General features: G+C 65.7%; 14 protein-coding genes. 6 read left to right on the top strand and 8 right to left on the bottom strand.

The window, feature by feature from the left end; genetic code table 11:
* The first annotated feature begins 112 nt into the window (after positions 1–112).
* The 5 genes from EPB08_RS04585 (at position 113) to EPB08_RS04565 (ending at position 6,686) form a co-directional block, all read left to right on the top strand.
* Positions 113–460: a PsiF family protein gene (locus EPB08_RS04585; RefSeq protein WP_130617833.1), complete on the top strand. Its 348-nt coding sequence runs from the start codon at positions 113–115 to the stop codon at positions 458–460.
* A 253-nt stretch (positions 461–713) separates the two neighbouring features.
* Positions 714–2,312, top strand: a complete 1,599-nt coding sequence (locus EPB08_RS04580) for an ATP-binding cassette domain-containing protein (RefSeq protein WP_165418387.1) — start codon at positions 714–716, stop codon at positions 2,310–2,312.
* A 31-nt stretch (positions 2,313–2,343) separates the two neighbouring features.
* Positions 2,344–2,985: a uracil phosphoribosyltransferase gene (gene upp, locus EPB08_RS04575; RefSeq protein WP_130617831.1), complete on the top strand. Its 642-nt coding sequence runs from the start codon at positions 2,344–2,346 to the stop codon at positions 2,983–2,985.
* Positions 2,986–3,232: 247 nt separating this feature from the next.
* A complete protein-coding gene (locus EPB08_RS04570; protein WP_130617830.1) occupies positions 3,233–4,879 on the top strand; it encodes a methyl-accepting chemotaxis protein in 1,647 nt (548 codons plus the stop codon).
* Between the two features lie 13 nt (positions 4,880–4,892).
* On the top strand, positions 4,893–6,686 hold the full coding sequence (locus EPB08_RS04565; RefSeq protein WP_130617829.1) for an EAL domain-containing protein: 1,794 nt from the start codon (positions 4,893–4,895) through the stop codon (positions 6,684–6,686).
* A gap of 70 nt (positions 6,687–6,756) precedes the next feature.
* On the opposite strand, the gene pip is transcribed toward EPB08_RS04565, so the two are convergent.
* The 3 genes from pip to EPB08_RS04550 all read right to left on the bottom strand — a co-directional run bounded on the left by pip (position 6,757) and on the right by EPB08_RS04550 (position 10,270).
* Positions 6,757–7,713: a prolyl aminopeptidase gene (pip, locus tag EPB08_RS04560; protein WP_205746267.1), complete on the bottom strand. Its 957-nt coding sequence runs from the start codon at positions 7,711–7,713 to the stop codon at positions 6,757–6,759.
* 70 nt (positions 7,714–7,783) lie between these two features.
* Positions 7,784–8,812, bottom strand: a complete 1,029-nt coding sequence (locus EPB08_RS04555) for a YncE family protein (RefSeq protein WP_130617827.1) — start codon at positions 8,810–8,812, stop codon at positions 7,784–7,786.
* A 75-nt stretch (positions 8,813–8,887) separates the two neighbouring features.
* A complete protein-coding gene (locus EPB08_RS04550) occupies positions 8,888–10,270 on the bottom strand; it encodes an FAD-binding oxidoreductase (RefSeq protein WP_130617826.1) in 1,383 nt (460 codons plus the stop codon).
* Positions 10,271–10,392: 122 nt separating this feature from the next.
* Between EPB08_RS04550 and serA the strand changes: the two genes are divergently transcribed.
* The gene (gene serA / locus EPB08_RS04545; protein WP_130617825.1) at positions 10,393–11,625 is read left to right on the top strand and encodes a phosphoglycerate dehydrogenase; all 1,233 of its coding nucleotides are present in this window, start codon (positions 10,393–10,395) and stop codon (positions 11,623–11,625) included.
* Between the two features lie 65 nt (positions 11,626–11,690).
* On the opposite strand, the gene EPB08_RS04540 is transcribed toward serA, so the two are convergent.
* From EPB08_RS04540 to EPB08_RS04520, 5 genes are read right to left on the bottom strand one after another with little or no spacing between them, the layout of a single operon-like run.
* On the bottom strand, positions 11,691–12,878 hold the full coding sequence (locus EPB08_RS04540; protein ID WP_130617824.1) for an MFS transporter: 1,188 nt from the start codon (positions 12,876–12,878) through the stop codon (positions 11,691–11,693).
* 9 nt (positions 12,879–12,887) lie between these two features.
* Entirely contained in the window at positions 12,888–13,520 is a 633-nt protein-coding gene (locus EPB08_RS04535) for a hypothetical protein (RefSeq protein WP_130617823.1), read from the bottom strand.
* 5 nt (positions 13,521–13,525) lie between these two features.
* The gene (locus EPB08_RS04530) at positions 13,526–15,001 is read right to left on the bottom strand and encodes an aspartate aminotransferase family protein (RefSeq protein WP_130617822.1); all 1,476 of its coding nucleotides are present in this window, start codon (positions 14,999–15,001) and stop codon (positions 13,526–13,528) included.
* The gene (locus EPB08_RS04525; protein WP_130617821.1) at positions 14,998–15,663 is read right to left on the bottom strand and encodes a class II aldolase/adducin family protein; all 666 of its coding nucleotides are present in this window, start codon (positions 15,661–15,663) and stop codon (positions 14,998–15,000) included. Before EPB08_RS04525 ends, EPB08_RS04530 begins: the two co-directional genes overlap by 4 nt.
* Complete coding sequence (locus tag EPB08_RS04520; protein ID WP_130617820.1) at positions 15,660–17,288, bottom strand: xylulokinase; 1,629 nt, start codon at positions 17,286–17,288, stop codon at positions 15,660–15,662. The genes EPB08_RS04525 and EPB08_RS04520 overlap by 4 nt, the downstream gene beginning before the upstream one ends.
* Between the last annotated feature and the right edge of the window lie 8 nt (positions 17,289–17,296).

Here is a 17,296-nt window from a genome sequence, read left to right as displayed (position 1 = left end):
CAGCCTTGCTGAACGGGATGCTCGACGGGGCCTGGGTGCCCCTCCCTCCCGCCTGTCAGCGGGCATAGACTGACGCCGCCGGCGCTCGCCGGTCATCCAGGAGGATATCCGCATGTCTTCGCGTTTAAGCCTGATGGTTGCCAGCGTCGCGCTGGCTTTCGCCGCCTCCACCGCTTTTGCCGCGCCGCAGGCTGCCGACACCGCGGCCACGAAGGCACCCAATGCACAGCAGCAGCGCATGGCCGACTGCAACAAGCAGGCAACGGGCAAGACCGGTGACGAGCGCAAGACGTTCATGAGCAGCTGCCTCAAGGGCGAGGCCCCGGCACCGGCCAAGATGACCCAGCAGGAAAAGATGAAGGCCTGCAACGCCGATCCGCAGGCCAAGAGCCTCAAGGGCGATGCGCGCAAGCAGTTCATGAGCACCTGCCTGAGCGGCCAGCCCAACGCCGGCCACTGATACTGGCGTGACATGCAAGGTGCCGGCGCCTGCCGGCACCTTTTTTTATTCGCGCTTAAGCAACCCCTGCTATGCTTTGCACCTGATTCTTCCCCAGGATTGACCGCCGACATGCGCCTCTGAGCCGCTCGATTGCCGACTGACCGCTGCCCGTATGGGCGCGTCGCGTTCGGCCACGAGTGACAGGGCGGTCGATCTCCTCGGCGTTTCTTGCCGGCCCCCCTGTCGTACGCCACTCCCTTATGGAGGGTCTATGACAGCCATAGCCATACTCACGCATCAACTGGGCTTTGCACCGCCTGGGCGCGATGCTGTTTTCCAGAACCTGGACACCCGCTTCTCCATCGGCCGGCATGCGCTGGTCGGACGCAACGGCAGCGGCAAGTCGCTGCTTGCGCGCATCCTCGCCGCAGAAATCATGCCCACGCAGGGCAGCGTGATCCGCCATGCCGCCCTGTCGTATCTGCCGCAACGCTGGCCTGCCATCGCTGGCAGCGTGGCCGAGATGCTTGGCGTCCATCACAAGTTGAATGCCTTGCATCGCATCGAAGCGGGCAGCGTCGATGCCGATGATTTCCGCACCTTGAATGATGATTGGGAGGTCCGTGAACGCCTCCGCCGCTGGCTCGCGCAAGCCGGCCTGCCCAACGATATCTCTCGCCCCTGGGAAAGCCTCAGTGGCGGAGAACGCGTGCGCCTGCGACTGACGGCGATGTTCGAGCATGCCGACCACTTCCTGATCCTGGACGAACCGGGCAATCATCTCGATCGCCGTGGCCGGCTCTGGCTGCGCGAACACCTCGATGCGCATGCAGGCGGCTATCTGTTGATCAGCCATGATCGTGAACTGCTCGACGCCGTCGACAGCATCGATGAGCTGACGCCTCAGGGCTTGCGTCGATACGGCGGCGGTTATGCCCTCTATGCCGCGCAACGCGATACCGAAGCGCAAGCCGCCGAACGACAGCTGGACCAGGCACGGCGTGAACAGAAGGCGCTGGATCGACGGCAGCAACAGGACCGGGAGCGGCTTGCGCAACGCCAGCAAAAAGCCGGCCGCGAACGCGCCAACGCCAACCTGCCCACCATCCTGCTCGATCGACGCAAGCAACGCTCCGAAGACACTGGTGCCCGCCTGCACACCGCTCAGCGTTCACAGCAGGAGCGTCAGCACGAGCGCACTGCGCAGGCCCGTACACGGGTCGAACAGCATCGCGCCCAGCGATTCGACCTGGGCGAACTTCCGTCCACGCACGCCTCCCTGCAACTGGAAGGCGTCGTGCTCCCGCACGGTCACGCGCAGCCGATCGATCTGCACCTGGCACCGGGTGAACGCCTGCAACTGGAAGGTGACAACGGCAGCGGCAAGTCGAGCCTGCTCGCGGCCATCCGTGGTCGCCTGCCGCAACGTGCTGGGCGCATACGGCGGGGCGAACGCGTGCTGCTGATCGATCAGCACTACAGCCTGCTGCATGATGACCACAGCGCGCTGGACAATCTGCGTGCGCTCTCGCCGGGCCACGCACCCACGCGCTATCGCGAGTACCTCGCCGGCATCGGCCTGCGTGCCGAGCGGGCCGAACTGGCGGCCGGCCTGCTCAGCGGCGGCGAACGCGTGAAGCTGGCCCTGCTCGCGCTGGACAGTGCGCTGGAACCCTACGACCTGCTGCTGCTCGACGAACCGGACAGCCACCTGGACCTGGACAGCCGACTGCTCCTCGAACAGGCGCTGGCGACGTATCGCGGCTCGCTCATCCTGGTCAGCCACGACGCGGGACTGATCGCGCAGACCGGCATCACGCGGCAACTCCGCCTGCACAAACCACTCGCTCCCGTCACGCCACGTGGGTGACAATCCCACGACCGCGCAGCAAGGCTTGCCCATGAAGATCGTCGAAGTCCGCCACCCGCTCATCCAGCACAAGCTCGGCCTCATGCGCCGCGCCGGCATCAGCACCAAGGAGTTCCGCGAACTCGCCTCCGAAGTCGCCTCGCTGCTGACCTACGAGGCGACGAAGGATCTGGAGACGGTGGAGAAAACCATCGAAGGTTGGGCCGGCCCGCTCACCGTGCACCAGATCAAGGGCAAGAAGGTCACCATCGTGCCGATCTTGCGCGCGGGCCTGGGCATGTTGCCCGGCGTGCTCGACATGATTCCCGCCGCCAAGGTCAGCGTGGTGGGTCTGCAGCGCGACGAGGAAACGCTCAAGCCCATCACCTATTACGAGAAACTCACCGGGCGCATGGACGAGCGCATCGCGCTCATCGTCGATCCCATGCTTGCCACCGCGGGCACGCTGGTAGCCACGGTGGACATGCTCAAGGCCGCCGGTTGCAAGCGCATCAAGGGATTGTTCCTCGTCGCTGCGCCGGAGGGCCTCAAGCGCATCGAAGCCGCGCATCCGGACGTGGAGATATTCACGGCGGCCATTGATGATCACCTTAACGAGCACGGCTACATCCTGCCGGGCCTGGGCGATGCGGGCGACAAGATCTTCGGCACCAAGCAATTGCCGGCCAACTGACGTTCTCCGCCACCACGTACTCGAAGGCCCCGCCTCACAGCGGGGCCTTTTTTTGTTGGCGCCAAGTGAGAAGTGCAGCACGAAAGTCATCGATCAGACATATACCGATGGCATGCTTGCCACGCTTTCAATGCCCACTCAAAACACCAATAACAAATTGATTTAATAGACCTTTTTTTTGCTTTTTTAGCTAAAGTTGCAGCGCGGTGAGCCGACAGCTCTTGCAGTTCCCTCACCCAGACATGCCATGTTGAAACTACCGAAGTGGATTCCCGGACTGACGCTGCGCCAGCGACTGCTGCTGCGCCTGCTGTCCATTCTCGGACTGCTCGCCGTGATCGGCGCGGCAGGTGCGCTGCAATTGCATCGCTCGGACGATCGCATCCAGGGTCTCGTGCAAGGTTCGCTGAGCCCGGTCGCCGATGTCGGGCGCGTGCAAAACGACTACAACAGCAGCCTGCAGGCAGTAGTGCACGCCGTGCTTTCGCAACTGCCGTCCGCCGTCGATGACGCGCGCACGCGCATCCATGCTGACCGTGTGGATGCGGAACGCCACTGGAAGGCCCTGCTCGGCAGCGAACTGGCGCAAGAGCAGGCACAGGCGCTGAAGCTGACCGCCGTGCATCGCGCCGAAGCCGACCGCACCATCGACGAAACGCTCGCCCTGCTCGATGCCGGTCAGTTCGACCTGGGCTCGCTGAAGCTGAGCACCGAAGTGCAGCCGGCCTACGAACCCCTGCAGAGCGACTTTGCCAACCTGTTCCAGGCCGCGCTCGCCAAGGGCAACGAGCAGGTGCAGACGCAGCGCCACGCCGATCGCCAGGGCATGATCGCGCTGGGTGTGCTGCTTGCCGTCGCACTGACCCTCACCATCCTGATGGATGGCGCGCTGATGCGCTCGCTGATGCATCGCCTGAACCTGGCGACCGAGGTGGCGCAGCGCATCGCCGCCGGTTCGCTGGGCGAACGTATCGAGGTCGGCGGCGACGACGAACTGGGCAAGCTGCTGCGCGCGCTCGCCTCGATGGACGCACAGCTCACGCGAGTGCTGCTGCAGGTGCGCGCGAGCGCCCGCTCGGTGGACGAGCGCGCCCACCATCTCGCTGACGACAACCAGGCTTTGAGCCAGCGCACGCAGATGCAGGCTGCCGGCCTGGAACAGACCACGGCCTCGATGGAACACATGGCGTCACGCGCCGTCGAAGGCGCCGGTCATGCCGATGGCGCCGCAGGCGCAGCACGCGAGGCACTGGCCCATGTCGAGCAGGGTCGGCAGGTGGCCGCCGAAGCGCTCGATTCGATGGGTGCCATCCAGGACGCCAGTCGGGACATCACGGACATCGTGGACCTGGTCGACAGCATCGCTTTCCAGACCAACCTGCTCTCGCTCAACGCGGCCATCGAGGCCGCGCACGCGGGCGAGCGCGGACGTGGCTTTGCCGTGGTAGCGGGCGAAGTGCGCCAGCTGGCCCACCGTTGCGTGGAAGCAGGCAAGGACATCCGTCGCCTCATCAACCACAGCACCGACGCGGTCGATGTCGCGCGCGAACGCGTGGCGCGCTCGAGCGCCGTGCTCGACGGCATCGTGCTGAGCATGACGCGCATGTCGACCCTGGTGTCGCAGATCTCCGACAGCGGCCAGTCCCAGGTCAGCGGCATCACGCAGGTGAGCCGCACCATGCTGGAAATGGACCGGATTACCCAGGCCAACGCCGGCCTGGTGGACGACATCAATGCCACCGGACACGCGCTGACCCTCGACGCCGAGGCACTGATGCGCCAGGTCACCTTCTTCCGTCTTCCTTCCGAACAGGAAGACCTTCCCAGGTCGACGCAGGACGTGTCGCCTCCACCCGCATCGATGCAACTACGCCAGGTCGCGCAAGCGGCCTGACGACAAGCCAGGCATGTCAGCCATCCTCGTCTACGACCATTCCCGCAAAACCATGCTCGAACGCGCACTCATCGCGGGCAGTCTGATGCCGGTGTTCCAGCCGGTGGTGCGCGTGGACACCCTGGAGGTGGTCGCTCACGAGGGGCTGAGCCGCTGTGCCTTCATGCCCGGCAATTTCTCCGTCCTCGACCTGCTGGACCTTGCCCGCATGGAGGGCCGGCTTGCCGAGGTGGAGCTGCACGCGGCGCGCACCATCTGCCACAGTTTCGCCGCGCACGCCGACAGCGGCCGGCTGCTGGTGAACCTCAGCGCGCACGCCATTCTGCAGGGCGCACTGCGGCCGGACGATGTGCTGTATGCGCTGACCGCCAGCGGCCTGGACCCGGCGCGCGTCACCATCGAAGTAACCGAGCGCGACGCCGTGGAGAACCCCGCACGCCTTGCGCACGCCCTGGGTTACCTGCGTGCGCATGGCATGCGCATCGCGCTCGACGACTTCGGCAACGGCCACTCCAACTTCGAGATGTGGAACGAGATCCACCCCGACGTGGTGAAGATCGACCGCTACCTCATCCACGGCCTGTCGCGCAGCGCGGGACGCCTCGCGATCGTGCGCTCGCTGTGCCAGGTCGCTGAGGCGCTCGGTACCGATCTGGTCGGCGAAGGCGTGGAAGATCCCGCCGACCTGCGCGTGCTGCGCGACCTTGGTATTCCTTACGCACAGGGCTTCCTGATCGGTCGTCCGCAGCCTGAACTTACCGCGGAGGCCTCGGCCGAAGCGAAACGGCTGCTGCGTACGCCATCGGTGCCGGTGTTGCCGCGCCCGCGCGGCCCGGTCACGCAGCGCCCCACCCAGGTCAGCCATCTGCTGATCGAAGCGCCCGCGGTGAACCCGCGGCAGACGAACGAGGAAGTGATGGCCTTGTTCGTCGACTACCCCGAATTGCACGCGGTGGCCGTGGTGAAGGACGGCCATCCCATCGGCCTGGTCAACCGACGCCTGATGAACGAGCGCATGGCCCAGCCTTTTGCGCGCGAACTGCTGGCGCGCAAGTCGTGCACCGCGTTGATGAACAGTGCGCCGTTGGCCTGCGATGAACACCGCAGCCTGGAAAGCCTGGCCGACGTGCTGCGCGGCGAGGACCAGCGTTACCTCGCCGACGGCTTCATCGTCACCCGGCGAGGCCAGTACCTGGGCCTGGGTACCGGCGAAGCGCTGGTGCGCCGCGTAAGCGAACTGCGCATCGACGCGGCGCGGCACGCCAACCCGCTGACCTTCCTGCCCGGCAACATCCCCACGACCGAACACCTGGAGCGACTGCTGCAGGGAGGCGAACGCTGCACCGTGGTGCACGTCGATCTCACCGACTTCAAGCCGTTCAACGATCACTACGGCTATTCGCGCGGCGACGAGATGATCCGCCTGCTGTCCGGCCTGCTCGGCGAGCATGTCGATCCCGCGCTGGATTTCATCGGCCACATCGGTGGCGACGACTTCGTGGTGTTGTTCCAGAGCGAGGACTGGAAGGCGCGCTGCGAACGCATCATCGATGCCTTCAACCAACGCTCGCCGCACCTGTTCGACGCGACGGACGTTGCACGCGGCGGATTGCGCGGCAAGGACCGACGCGGAGAACCGCAGTTCTTCCCCTTCACCACGGTCGTGATGGGTGCGGTCGAACTGTCTCCGCCGCTGCCGCTGCGTGCGCAGCCGATTGCGACACTTGCAGCCCGAGCCAAGCGCCACGCAAGGCGCGCTGGCGTCGGCATGCATGTGTTCTCACTCGCCACATCGCCGGCCACCTGATGACACCGGGCTACAGAAACACGAATCCCCGCCCGTCACCGGGCGGGGATCAAGAACACGATCAGATCGATCAGCCGCGGAAGCGATCCGTGGCCTGCACCAGTTCGGAAATGTTGCCCGGCTCGAAGGCCGAGTGACCGGCATCCTGCACGACGCGCAGGTCCGCTTCCGGCCACGCGCGATGCAGGTCCCATGCGCTGCGCATCGGGCACACCACGTCGTAGCGGCCCTGCACGATCACCGCGGGGATCTTGCGGATGCGTTCCACGTTGCGCAGCAACTGGTCGTCATGCTCGAAGAAGCCGCCATGCACGAAGTAGTGGCATTCGATGCGCGCAAAGGCGAGCGCGAATTCATCCTCGCCGCTGGATTCGATATGCGAGGTGTCCTGCCACAGGTAGCTGGTCGCGCCTTCCCACACCGACCACGCACGGGCCGCGTTCACGCGCACCTGCGGATCGCTGCTGGTGAGGCGGCGGTAGTACGCACTCATCAGGTCGCCGCGCTCGACTTCCGGAATCGCCTTCAGGTAGGGCTCCCACGCGTCCGGATACAGCGCGTCGCAGCCCTTCTGATAGAACCACTCCAGCTCCCAGCGGCGCAGCATGAAGATGCCGCGCAGCACCAGCTCGGTGACCTGTTCGGGATGCGTCTGCGCGTAGGCCAGCGCCAGCGTCGAACCCCACGAGCCGCCGAACACCTGCCAGCGGTCAATGCCCAGATGGGTGCGGATGCGCTCGATGTCGTTGACCAGGTGCCACGTGGTGTTGTCTTTCAGCTCCGCATGCGGCGTGGACTTGCCGCAACCGCGCTGGTCGAACAACACGATGCGGTACACCGCCGGATCGAAGAAGCGCCGACACTTCGGATTGGTGCCGCCACCCGGGCCGCCATGCAGGAACACCACCGGCTTGCCATTCGGGTTGCCGCTCTGCTCGTAGTAGAGCGTGTGCAGGTCCGAGACCTTCAGCATGCCGCTGTCGTACGGCTCGATCTCGGGGTACAGCGTGCGCAGCGGCTGGGACATGATCTTGCTCCTGACAGCGGGGACGGGTCGGCCAATTAGGCTAGCACGCCCCGCTGCCGGAGCCCGGGGATTACGGGCGTCCCACGGTCAGCACGGTGAAGCTGTCCGGCTCCACGGACGGGTGATGACCCTCGGCCCCTGGGGCCGCCAGCTTCGCCGCCGAGAGATACAGGCGATGCAGCTTGGGATCGAGCGCCAGCGTGCGCGCGCTCGGCTGGGTCGCAATGGTCTGCGCGACACGGTAGTGGTCGGCATCGTCCTGGTGCACGGCCGTGATGTTGCCGCTCTCGCCGTTGGAGCTGAACACCGTCGCCGTACCCTCGTCGAACACCACGGCATCCGGACCCTCGCCGATCGCCACGCTGGCGACCACCTTGCCGCTCTGCGCATCCACCACCGCCATCTGCTGGTTGTCGCACACCGAGAACAGGCGATGGTGCGTGTTGTCGATCGCCAGTCCGCTCGGCGACTCGCAGGTGCCCAGCTTCCAGCTCGCCGCCACCTTGTTGGTCATCGAATCGATCTTCACCAGTTCGGCGCGGTCCTCGATGTTCACGAAGACATGCCCGGCCTCGTCGCTGGCAGCGAACTCAGGCTTGCCGGCCAGGGCCACGGTGGCGATCACCTTGTTGCTCGCCGGATCGATCACGCTGAAGGAATGTCCCTTGCCGTTGAAGGTAAACACATGCTTCGACGCCGGATCGTAAAGAATGGCGTCCGGCTTCTCGCCGGTGCCGGTCACCGTCGCGACGGTCTTCAGCGTATCGAGATCGAACACCGTGACCGACGAGGTCTGCCCGTCACTGGTGTAACCACGATGCATCGACTGGTCGATGGCAATGCCATGCACGCCCTGCGTACCGGCAATCGTGCCGATGGCCTTGTTCTGGTCCACATCCACCACTTCGACGCGATCGCCCCGGCTCACGAACAGGTGGCGGCGCTGCGCATCAAAGTTGAGGTAGTCCCAGCCACCCGGGCCCCCGAGCTTCAGCTGCGAGAGCACCCGGTAGTCGGCCGACTGCGGGGCATCCGCCGCATGAACGGAGCAGGCCATCGTCAGGGCGAAAGCCAGGGTACCAAGGAGGTAGCGTTGCATGGGGCGGACCTGTCGGTGAGGAAGTCCGCACAGCATGCAACCCCGGGACTTAGGGTTGGCTTACGGGCTGCCTGCTCAGTCGAACAACTTGCCCGGATTGAGCAAACCCTTCGGATCGAACACCTGGCGTACCCCACGCATCAAGGCGATCTCGGCTTCGCTGCGCGTGCTGCCCAGGTAGGCTCGCTTGACCAGACCGATGCCATGCTCCGCGGAAATGCTGCCACCGTGGCGCTGCAGCGTTTCGGCCAGCAACTTGGTGACGTGTTCGCACTGGGCGATGAAGTCCGCCTCGGAAAGATCGGCCGGGCGCAGCACGTTGATATGCAGGTTGCCGTCGCCGATATGGCCAAACCACACCACGTCGAAATGCGGGTACTCCGCCCCCAGCAACGCCTGGATCTCGTGGAGGAACGACGGCAGCGCACTGATGCGCAACGAAATGTCGTTCTTGTAAGGACGATGCGGCGCAAGGCTCTCGGTAATGCCTTCGCGCAAGCGCCACAACGCCGCCGCCTGCGCTTCGCTCTGCGCGATCACGCCGTCGCTGATCCAGCCCTGCTCCATGCCGTGCTCGAACGCAGCCAGTGCCGCGTCCTGGGCCGCTTCGTCGGCATCGAACTCAGTCACCACGTAATAGGGATGCTCGCCGTCGATCGCGCGCTGCGCACCGTGCGCCAGCACGTGCTTGAGCGCCACATCGGTGAAGAATTCGAAGGCCTGCAGCGAAAGGCGTGCGCGAAACAGCGCAAACACCTCCATCAGCGCATCCATGCCCGGCAGCGCCAGCAACATCACCTGCGACGGCGGCGGGGGGCTGGCGAGCTTCAGGGTCGCCTCGACAACGATGCCAAGCGTCCCCTCCGAGCCGATCACCAAGTGGCGCAGGTCATAGCCGCTGGAGTTCTTGATGAGGCCGCGGTTGAGCTGCAGCAGTTCGCCATTGCCGGCGACCACCGTGAGCCCGGCGACCCACTCGCGCGTATTGCCGTAGCGGATCACGCGGATGCCGCCAGCGTTGGTGGCGATATTGCCGCCGATGGAACAGGAGCCGCGGGCGGCGAAGTCCACGGGATAGATCAGGCCCTGTTCCTTGGCGGCCTCGTGCACCGCGTGCAGGGTCATGCCCGCCTGTACGGCAAGCGTGCGATCCACCGCATCGAAGCCGAGCACGCGATTCATGCGTTCCAGGCTCAGCACCAGCTCGCCCTGGGCCGCGACGGCGCCGCCCGACAGGCCGGTACGCCCGCCCGAAGGCACGATCGCCACGCCATGCTGGTTCGCCCAGCGCACGATGGCCTGCACCTCAGCGACCTCGCCCGGCAGGGCGATGGCCAGCGGTTTAGGCGTCCAACGCCGGGTCCAGTCCCGCCCGTAGTGTTCCAGGTCGGCGGGGTCGGTGAGCAGGCGAAGGCTGGGCAGGCGGTCGGCCAATTCGGCCAGACGGGCGTCGGTCATGAAGAGGTCCTTGGGATCATCCCCAGCCTGCCAGCGACGACGTGCAACGTCCAGTGCTGCAACGCCGCAAATTCGTCTCAAGGTCTGGCATAGTGGAGGGGTTCATCCTCTCGTCATGGCCCATGAAGACCTCGTTCCCGAAACAAGACATCAAGGTGCTCCTGCTGGAAGGTGTCAGCCGCAGCGCCGTGGAAGCCTTCCAGCGCGCCGGCTACAGCCAGATCGAATTCCACGAAAAGGCGCTGCCGGAAGCGGATTTGAAGGCGCGCATCGCCGATGCCCATATCGTGGGCATCCGCTCCCGCACCCAGCTCACCGAGGAGGTGCTTCAGCAGGCTAAACGGCTAATTGCCGTCGGCTGCTTCTGCATCGGCACCAACCAGGTGGACCTGGTTGCCGCCCGCCTGCAGGGCGTGCCGGTGTTCAACGCGCCCTACTCCAACACCCGCAGCGTGGCCGAATTGGTTATCGCTGAAACCATCATGCTGCTGCGTGGCATCCCGCAGAAGAATGCGCTGTGCCATCGCGGCGGCTGGACCAAGTCGGCGGCCGGCAGCTTCGAGGTACGCGACAAGGTGCTGGGCATCGTGGGTTACGGCCATATCGGCACCCAGATCGGCGTGCTGGCCGAGAGCCTGGGCATGCGCGTGATCTTCCACGACATCGAATCGAAGCTCTCGCTCGGCAATGCCCGGGCCGCCGACAGCCTCGACGACCTGCTCGAGCGCGCGGACGTGGTGACGCTGCATGTGCCGGAGACGCCCTCGACGAAGCTGATGATCGGCGAGCGCGAGCTGTCGCGCATGCGCAAGGGCGCGGTGCTCATCAATGCCTCGCGTGGCACCGTGGTGGACATCGAGGCGCTGGCAGCGTCGCTGCGCAGCGAGCACCTGTCCGGCGCCGCCGTGGACGTGTTCCCGGTGGAACCGAAGGGCAACGACGACGCCTTTGTCTCGCCGCTGGTCGGGATGGACAACGTGATCCTCACGCCGCACATCGGCGGCAGCACGCTGGAGGCGCAGGACAACATCGGCATCGAAGTCGCGAGCAAGCTGGTGCGCTACAGCGACAACGGCTCCACGCTGTCGGCGGTGAACTTCCCCGAAGTGTCGCTGCCCGAGCACCCGCGCAGCCGCCGCCTGCTGCACATCCACCGCAACGTGCCGGGCGTGCTGTCGCGCATCAACGAACTGTTCTCGGCCGGCAACATCAACATCGACGCCCAGTTCCTGCAGACCGACAGCGAAGTGGGTTACGTGGTGATCGACGTGGCCGCCGACGAAAAGCAGTCCGCCCTGCTGCGGGACCAGCTCGCCGCCATTCCCGGCACGCTGCGCAGCCGCGTCCTGTACTGATCAAGGAACGCGACAGCAAAACGGCGCCCTCGGGCGCCGTTTTGCCATTCCGGACATCGGAAAACTCAATCCTGGCTTGCGCCACTCGGTCGCAGCACGCTCTCCGAGGCACGGTAGCGCAGCGCCAGCAACGACGCCCCCACCAGCAGGGCAAATCCGCTGGCCACCAGCGGTATATGCGTCACCTGGTCACCGCTCACGCTGAACGACGCGGTGAGTGGGCCAAACGCGCTGCCCAGCAACTGGGCCGCCGGCACCAGCAAGGCCACCCTGCCCTGCGGATCCACGTCGAACGCCAGGCGCACGTGGAACGGCATCAGGAACAGCCATCCAAAACCAAACAGGCCGCAAAGCGCCGCGAAGGCGGCCAGTCGTCCTATCGGCAGGCTATGCATCGCCAGCCCAATCGCCAGGAACAGCACCACGCCCACCGTCAGCGTAACCGGTGCACGCCACCAGCGCACCGCCACGGACGCCACGCTGCCGCCCACCAGCTGCATCAGCAGCACCAGGGAAACCAGCACCTGCGCGTTGCTCGCCGTGAAGCCGGCCGCCTGCCCCAGCGGATCGAGATAGGCCCACAGCGTACCCACCGCGCACATCTGCGCAAACGGGACGAGCAAGGCGAACAGCCCGCGCATCGACACCACCGACGGCTTCACCGCTTCGGCATGCTGCCCCAGTCGCAACGGAATCCGGTTCAACACCGTGAGCGGCAACAGGGACAGCCCCGCAACCGCCACGAATCCCGACTGCCAGCCCAGCGCCGGCATCAGCCAGCGCGCCAGGCAGAAGGCCACTACCGCCTGCACCGCGGTCTGCAGCGTGAGGAAGATGCCGGCGAGTCGATCGGGCTTCGCCGCACGCACGATCACCATGGTGGTGATCCAGAACAAGGCCGCCGCCAGCAGTCCCGCCAGCAACCGCACCGCCGTGCATGCGAGATCGCCCTTGGCGACGAGGGTAAGCAGGTTCACCCCGGCCAGCAGCACGCTCGCGCACGCAGTGGTTTCGCGCAGTCGCCCCAGCGGCAGGACCTTTTCCGCCACGATCACCCCGAGCCCCAGCGCGAAGATCTCACCCATCGCCACGATGCCCACGCCTTCGAGCGAGATGCGTTGGCGATTGACCAGCTCACCCAGCAGCACCGGCTGCAGGCCCAGCATCATCAGGGCCACGCAGCCCAGCAGCAGAGCGGACGCAATCTCCGATCGACTGAAGGCGGCTGGTGCGTTGATGGCAGCATCGTTCATGGCTTCCCCTCAGTAGCCGACCGATTCTTCTGGTAGTTCACCGCGCGCAAAATGTTCGATCGCGTGCCGCTGGTCCTTGCGCAGGCGACCATTCGCGATACGACACACCCACCACGGCAAGGTATCCACGCGCGCTCCCGTACCGGCGGCCAGTGCATAGGCCTTGGCGCACTTCTCCGCAAGTTCCGCATTGAGCACCAGCCGCTGTGCGGTGGTGCCCAACACCAGTGCGCGTTGTGCACAGATCCACAGGTTGCCACCGGTGGCGAGGCAACGGCGTGCATCGCTCACCAGGCTTCCATTCATCGCAGGAAGTGGCGTAGCCGTGCGCCCGAGATGGCGCGCCTGCTCGTCGAATACTTGAGGTAACTCGCCACCAAGAGCACCGAGCACGCGCGTAAACGCTCCGCCTCCCATGGCTACCGCCCCCACGTCGTCGCGCCCCAGGTACACCGCCGCGTGCAGCGCGGCATCCCCTTGTGCCTCGTGCAAGGCGATCGCCTGCGGCGCGCCACCGTCCGCGGCGCTCCACAGCATGGTGGCTGCGCCGGGCAGGCGCAGCGACACGCTGCCATCCATTCCCAACAGATGCCGGTCATGAAGGCGGACACGCACATCACCGAGCAGGTGGTCGAAGTCCATGGCCGTCACACCAGTTTCAGTACGTCTTCGAAGCCGTTCAGCGCTTCGTCGATGATCGCGTCAGTGTCGGCCAGGCTGGTGTAGATACGGCTGCCCGCCAACGTGATGATGCCGTGCGCGGTATAGGCCGCACCCATTTCCTCCATCATGTGCTTACGCTGCTTGGCCTCGTTCTTCAACCGCGCCAGCTTCAGCAGACTGCTGGTGTCGAGCAGCATCACGCCCGAGGTTTGCAGATGGACGATGGAGCCCATGTTGTAGGCGACGAACGGCAGGCCCAGGCGTTCGATGATCTGGTCCAGACCCTGGCGCAGGCGATCACCCGCCCGACCAGCCTTGACCGCGGCATCGGTACGCTGGATTTCCTTCAGCGCGTAGTAGCCGGCGGCGCAGGACAGCGGATTCGCGGTCAAGGTGCCGCCGACGAAGGCGCGCTTGGCCGTGGTGCCGATGCCACCAACCAGCATCATCATGATGTCGCGGCGTCCACCGATGCCACCAGCCATCGGGTAGCCACCGGTAAGGCACTTGCCCAGCACGGTGAGGTCGGGCGTCACGCCGAAATACGCCTGCGCGCCACCCAGGCCAGCGCGGAAACCCGTAACCACTTCGTCGAAGATCAGCAACGCGCCGAACTCATCGCATAGCTTGCGGACTTGCGCGTTGAAATCGTGCGCCACCGGACGCGTGCCGCTCTCCGGTCCGAACGGCTCCACGATCACGGCGGCCGTGCCACCGCGCAGGCGATTCCAGCGCAGGCTGCGGCGTATCGCTTCCAGATCGTTGGGCAGGCTCTCTTGCGTGTTCGCCGTCGCGCCACGTGGAATGCCGACCGCTTCCATGCGCCCGGTCTTGGGCAGGCGCATGCCGTACACCATCGAGTCGCTCCATCCGTGATAGCCGCCGCCGATCTTGATCACGCGACGATGGCCGGTATAGGCGCGCGCCAGGCGGATCGCACCCATCACCGCCTCGGTACCGGAACCGGCCATGCGCAGCATGTCCACGCCCGGCATCAGTTCGCACACCAGCTCCGCCAGCTTCACCTCGTACTCGTGCAGCAGGCCGGTGGTCGGCCCGCAATGTTCCAGCAACTCGACGATCTTGCCGCGCACCGTCGGGTCGTTCGATCCAAGCAGGGTCGGACCGCCCGCCTGCAGGAAGTCGATATAGCGATTGCCGTCCACGTCGGTCATGTGCGCGCCGTTGGCTTCGGCGATGGCCAACGGGAACGGCAGGTTGAATGCGAGGTTGTGCTGCACGCCACCGGGAATCACCTGGCGTGCCTGCTCGGCCATGCGCTTGGAACCCTGGCAACGCTGTTCGAAGTACTCCATGACGCGACCCATCTCGTCGCGCCGGATGGGCCGCATCGGCTGCTTCACCAACGCGTCGAAACGGCGATACAGCATGTCGGTATCCGGCCACTGCGAAATGGCGCTGCCGGCGGGCGGCTCGATGGAGGCTCGTGGGAGATTCATGCAATGACGTCCTGAACAGGATGGGCTTCGATGGTGTCGAGCAGGCGCTGCAGCGCGCCGTCGGGTGTGCGCTGGCCCGCGAGGCGCGAGGCGATGCGTGTACGCAATTGATTCAGCGCCAGCGACTCCAGCGCGACCAAGGCGAGTAGCGTGGCGTCGAGCGAGGTACCGCAACAGATCGCGCCGTGCGTGCGCAGCAGATAGGCATTGATGTCAGGGCGAAGCGCGCGCGCGAGCTTGCCCGACAGCCAGCTGGTGCCTGACGGCGCATAACCGACCAGCGGCACTTCAGGGCCCAGCAGGCGACGATGCTCGGGTTCGTCGACCGTCAGGGCGTGGCCCAGCAGCGTACAGGCGCTGGCCGCCGGCTGATGGGTGTGCACGCTGGCCTGGCAATCGCGCCGTGCGCGCAGTATCTGGGCGTGCATACCCGATTCCACCGACGGCTTGCGCTCACCATCGACCTTCGCGAGATCGGCGAGACGCAGCACGCACACATCGGCGGCCTCCATCACCTGGTAATCGGTGGCGGACGGCGTCACCGCGATGTGCTCGGCGTCAATACGCAAGGCCAGGTTGCCGCCCGTGGCGGCGAAGTACCCACGATCGGCCAGCGCCCGGCTGACCTCGACCACGCGCTGTCGTTCGGCCTGAAACTTCATGCCGTCGCCTCCTGTTCGCGATTGATGCGGCGATACATCGGCGCCAGGCGCCGGTGCAGTTCTTTGAAAGTCTCGAAACGCTCGTCGTACAAGCCACGCATCGCCTGGCGGGGCTCGAAGACCTGTCGCTGCCGACAACGATCGGGCACATCGGTGAAGTTGATTTCACCAAGGCCAACGCCTGCCACGAAGGCGGCGCCCAGCGCGTTGGCCTGGATCGGTGACTGCGGCTGCCGCACGGCCATGCCGGTCACGTCGGCCAGCATCTGGCACCACACATCCGACTGGCCGCCGCCACCCACCACGGTGAACGTATCCCCACGGTATCCGCGTACGAAGCGCAGCATCGGCTCCAGCATCCATCGCGTGTTCAAGGCCACGCCCTCGAGGAAGGCGCGAATCACGTCTTCGCGCGTGTGCTCCGCCGAAAGGTTGAACAAGCCGGCACGCAGGGTCTTGTCGTCCACCGGCGTGCGCTCGCCAAACAACCAGGGCATGTAGATCAGACCGCGCGCACCGGCAGGCACGCGGTCGGCAATACGATCCAGTACCTGATAGACGTCCGGACGCATCTCGTCCCTGAGCAGTTCGTCAGGATGGAACAGGATGCGATCACGCAGGAACGCGAGATTGCTGCACGCGGCCGACTGCATCGCCATCGCGAGGTAGCGCCCCTTCAGCGCACACGGCACCGACGCGACGAACGCACCCAGGTCCGTGCGCTTTCCGGGTACGTGCGCGCCCAGCCACGAGGAGGTGCCCAGATACAGGTGCATATCACCGTCGCGCACGGTTCCCGCGCCCACGGCGGCGGCCGAGTTGTCCACCGAACCGGCCACGACGCGGGTAGCCGGCGAAAGCCCCAGCGCGTCCGCGACAACCGGCGTCAGCGTGCCAATCACGTCGGTGGAGTGCACGATGTCCGGCAGCTTGTCGCGATCCAGGCCGAGCACGTTGAGAAGACCCGCGTCGTAACGTACGCGTCCGAGGTCACGATTGTCGGTAGCCCAGGTAGTGAGGGCCGAGTCGTGCGTCGAACAGAAACGCCCGGTCAGGCGCAGGTTCATGAAATCGAGCGCGTTGAGAAATTTGTGCGTGCGTTCGACCAACGCCGGATGATGATCGTGCAGCCACGCCATGTGGCCTGCCGAATCCTTGCCCGAGAGCGAGGGTGCACCGCCGGTCAGGCGCAGCCAGCGTGCGAGCTTGAGCGGGCCATAACCCTGAATGTTGAGCAGGCCGCTGCGTGCTCGGCGACGGATCGCCTCGGCCCCACGCATGTCGAGCCAAAGGATCGCCCGCGATAGCACCTTGCCATCGCTGTCGACCGGAATGGTGCACTCGCCGAACGACGAGCAGCACACCGCGACCACGCGCCGGCGTACGGCTGCATCACTCGCCAGCAGTTCCTGCGCGGCATCGAGGAAGGCCTGCCACCAGTCCTGCGGATCCTGCTCCACGCCGGTGTCGCCGATCAGATGCAGCGGCACGGCGCGGAAGGCCCAGCCGTGTACCTGCCCATCCAGCCCCACCAGCGCACATTTGCAGCCCGAGGTTCCCAGGTCGACGGCCAGCACCAGCGGATCGACGGACGAGGATGAAGCGGCCTGCACGGCAACCGGCATGTGGAGCA

Source organism: Dyella amyloliquefaciens (assembly GCF_004296575.1).
GTDB lineage: Bacteria > Pseudomonadota > Gammaproteobacteria > Xanthomonadales > Rhodanobacteraceae > Dyella > Dyella amyloliquefaciens.
The sequence above is the reverse complement of the archived record's forward strand: the minus strand, read 5'-3'. Positions and strand labels throughout refer to the sequence as shown.

What these genes read in the sequence shown, in the direction of transcription:
- EPB08_RS04585 (WP_130617833.1), top strand. Translation starts at nt 113, where the DNA reads ATGTCTTCGCGTTTAAGCCTGATGGTTGCCAGCGTCGCGCTGGCTTTC.
- EPB08_RS04580 (WP_165418387.1), top strand. Translation starts at nt 714, where the DNA reads ATGACAGCCATAGCCATACTCACGCATCAACTGGGCTTTGCACCGCCT.
- upp (WP_130617831.1), top strand. Translation starts at nt 2,344, where the DNA reads ATGAAGATCGTCGAAGTCCGCCACCCGCTCATCCAGCACAAGCTCGGC.
- EPB08_RS04570 (WP_130617830.1), top strand. Translation starts at nt 3,233, where the DNA reads ATGTTGAAACTACCGAAGTGGATTCCCGGACTGACGCTGCGCCAGCGA.
- EPB08_RS04565 (WP_130617829.1), top strand. Translation starts at nt 4,893, where the DNA reads ATGTCAGCCATCCTCGTCTACGACCATTCCCGCAAAACCATGCTCGAA.
- pip (WP_205746267.1), bottom strand. Translation starts at nt 7,713, where the DNA reads ATGTCCCAGCCGCTGCGCACGCTGTACCCCGAGATCGAGCCGTACGAC.
- EPB08_RS04555 (WP_130617827.1), bottom strand. Translation starts at nt 8,812, where the DNA reads ATGCAACGCTACCTCCTTGGTACCCTGGCTTTCGCCCTGACGATGGCC.
- EPB08_RS04550 (WP_130617826.1), bottom strand. Translation starts at nt 10,270, where the DNA reads ATGACCGACGCCCGTCTGGCCGAATTGGCCGACCGCCTGCCCAGCCTT.
- serA (WP_130617825.1), top strand. Translation starts at nt 10,393, where the DNA reads ATGAAGACCTCGTTCCCGAAACAAGACATCAAGGTGCTCCTGCTGGAA.
- EPB08_RS04540 (WP_130617824.1), bottom strand. Translation starts at nt 12,878, where the DNA reads ATGAACGATGCTGCCATCAACGCACCAGCCGCCTTCAGTCGATCGGAG.
- EPB08_RS04535 (WP_130617823.1), bottom strand. Translation starts at nt 13,520, where the DNA reads ATGGACTTCGACCACCTGCTCGGTGATGTGCGTGTCCGCCTTCATGAC.
- EPB08_RS04530 (WP_130617822.1), bottom strand. Translation starts at nt 15,001, where the DNA reads ATGAATCTCCCACGAGCCTCCATCGAGCCGCCCGCCGGCAGCGCCATT.
- EPB08_RS04525 (WP_130617821.1), bottom strand. Translation starts at nt 15,663, where the DNA reads ATGAAGTTTCAGGCCGAACGACAGCGCGTGGTCGAGGTCAGCCGGGCG.
- EPB08_RS04520 (WP_130617820.1), bottom strand. Translation starts at nt 17,288, where the DNA reads ATGCCGGTTGCCGTGCAGGCCGCTTCATCCTCGTCCGTCGATCCGCTG.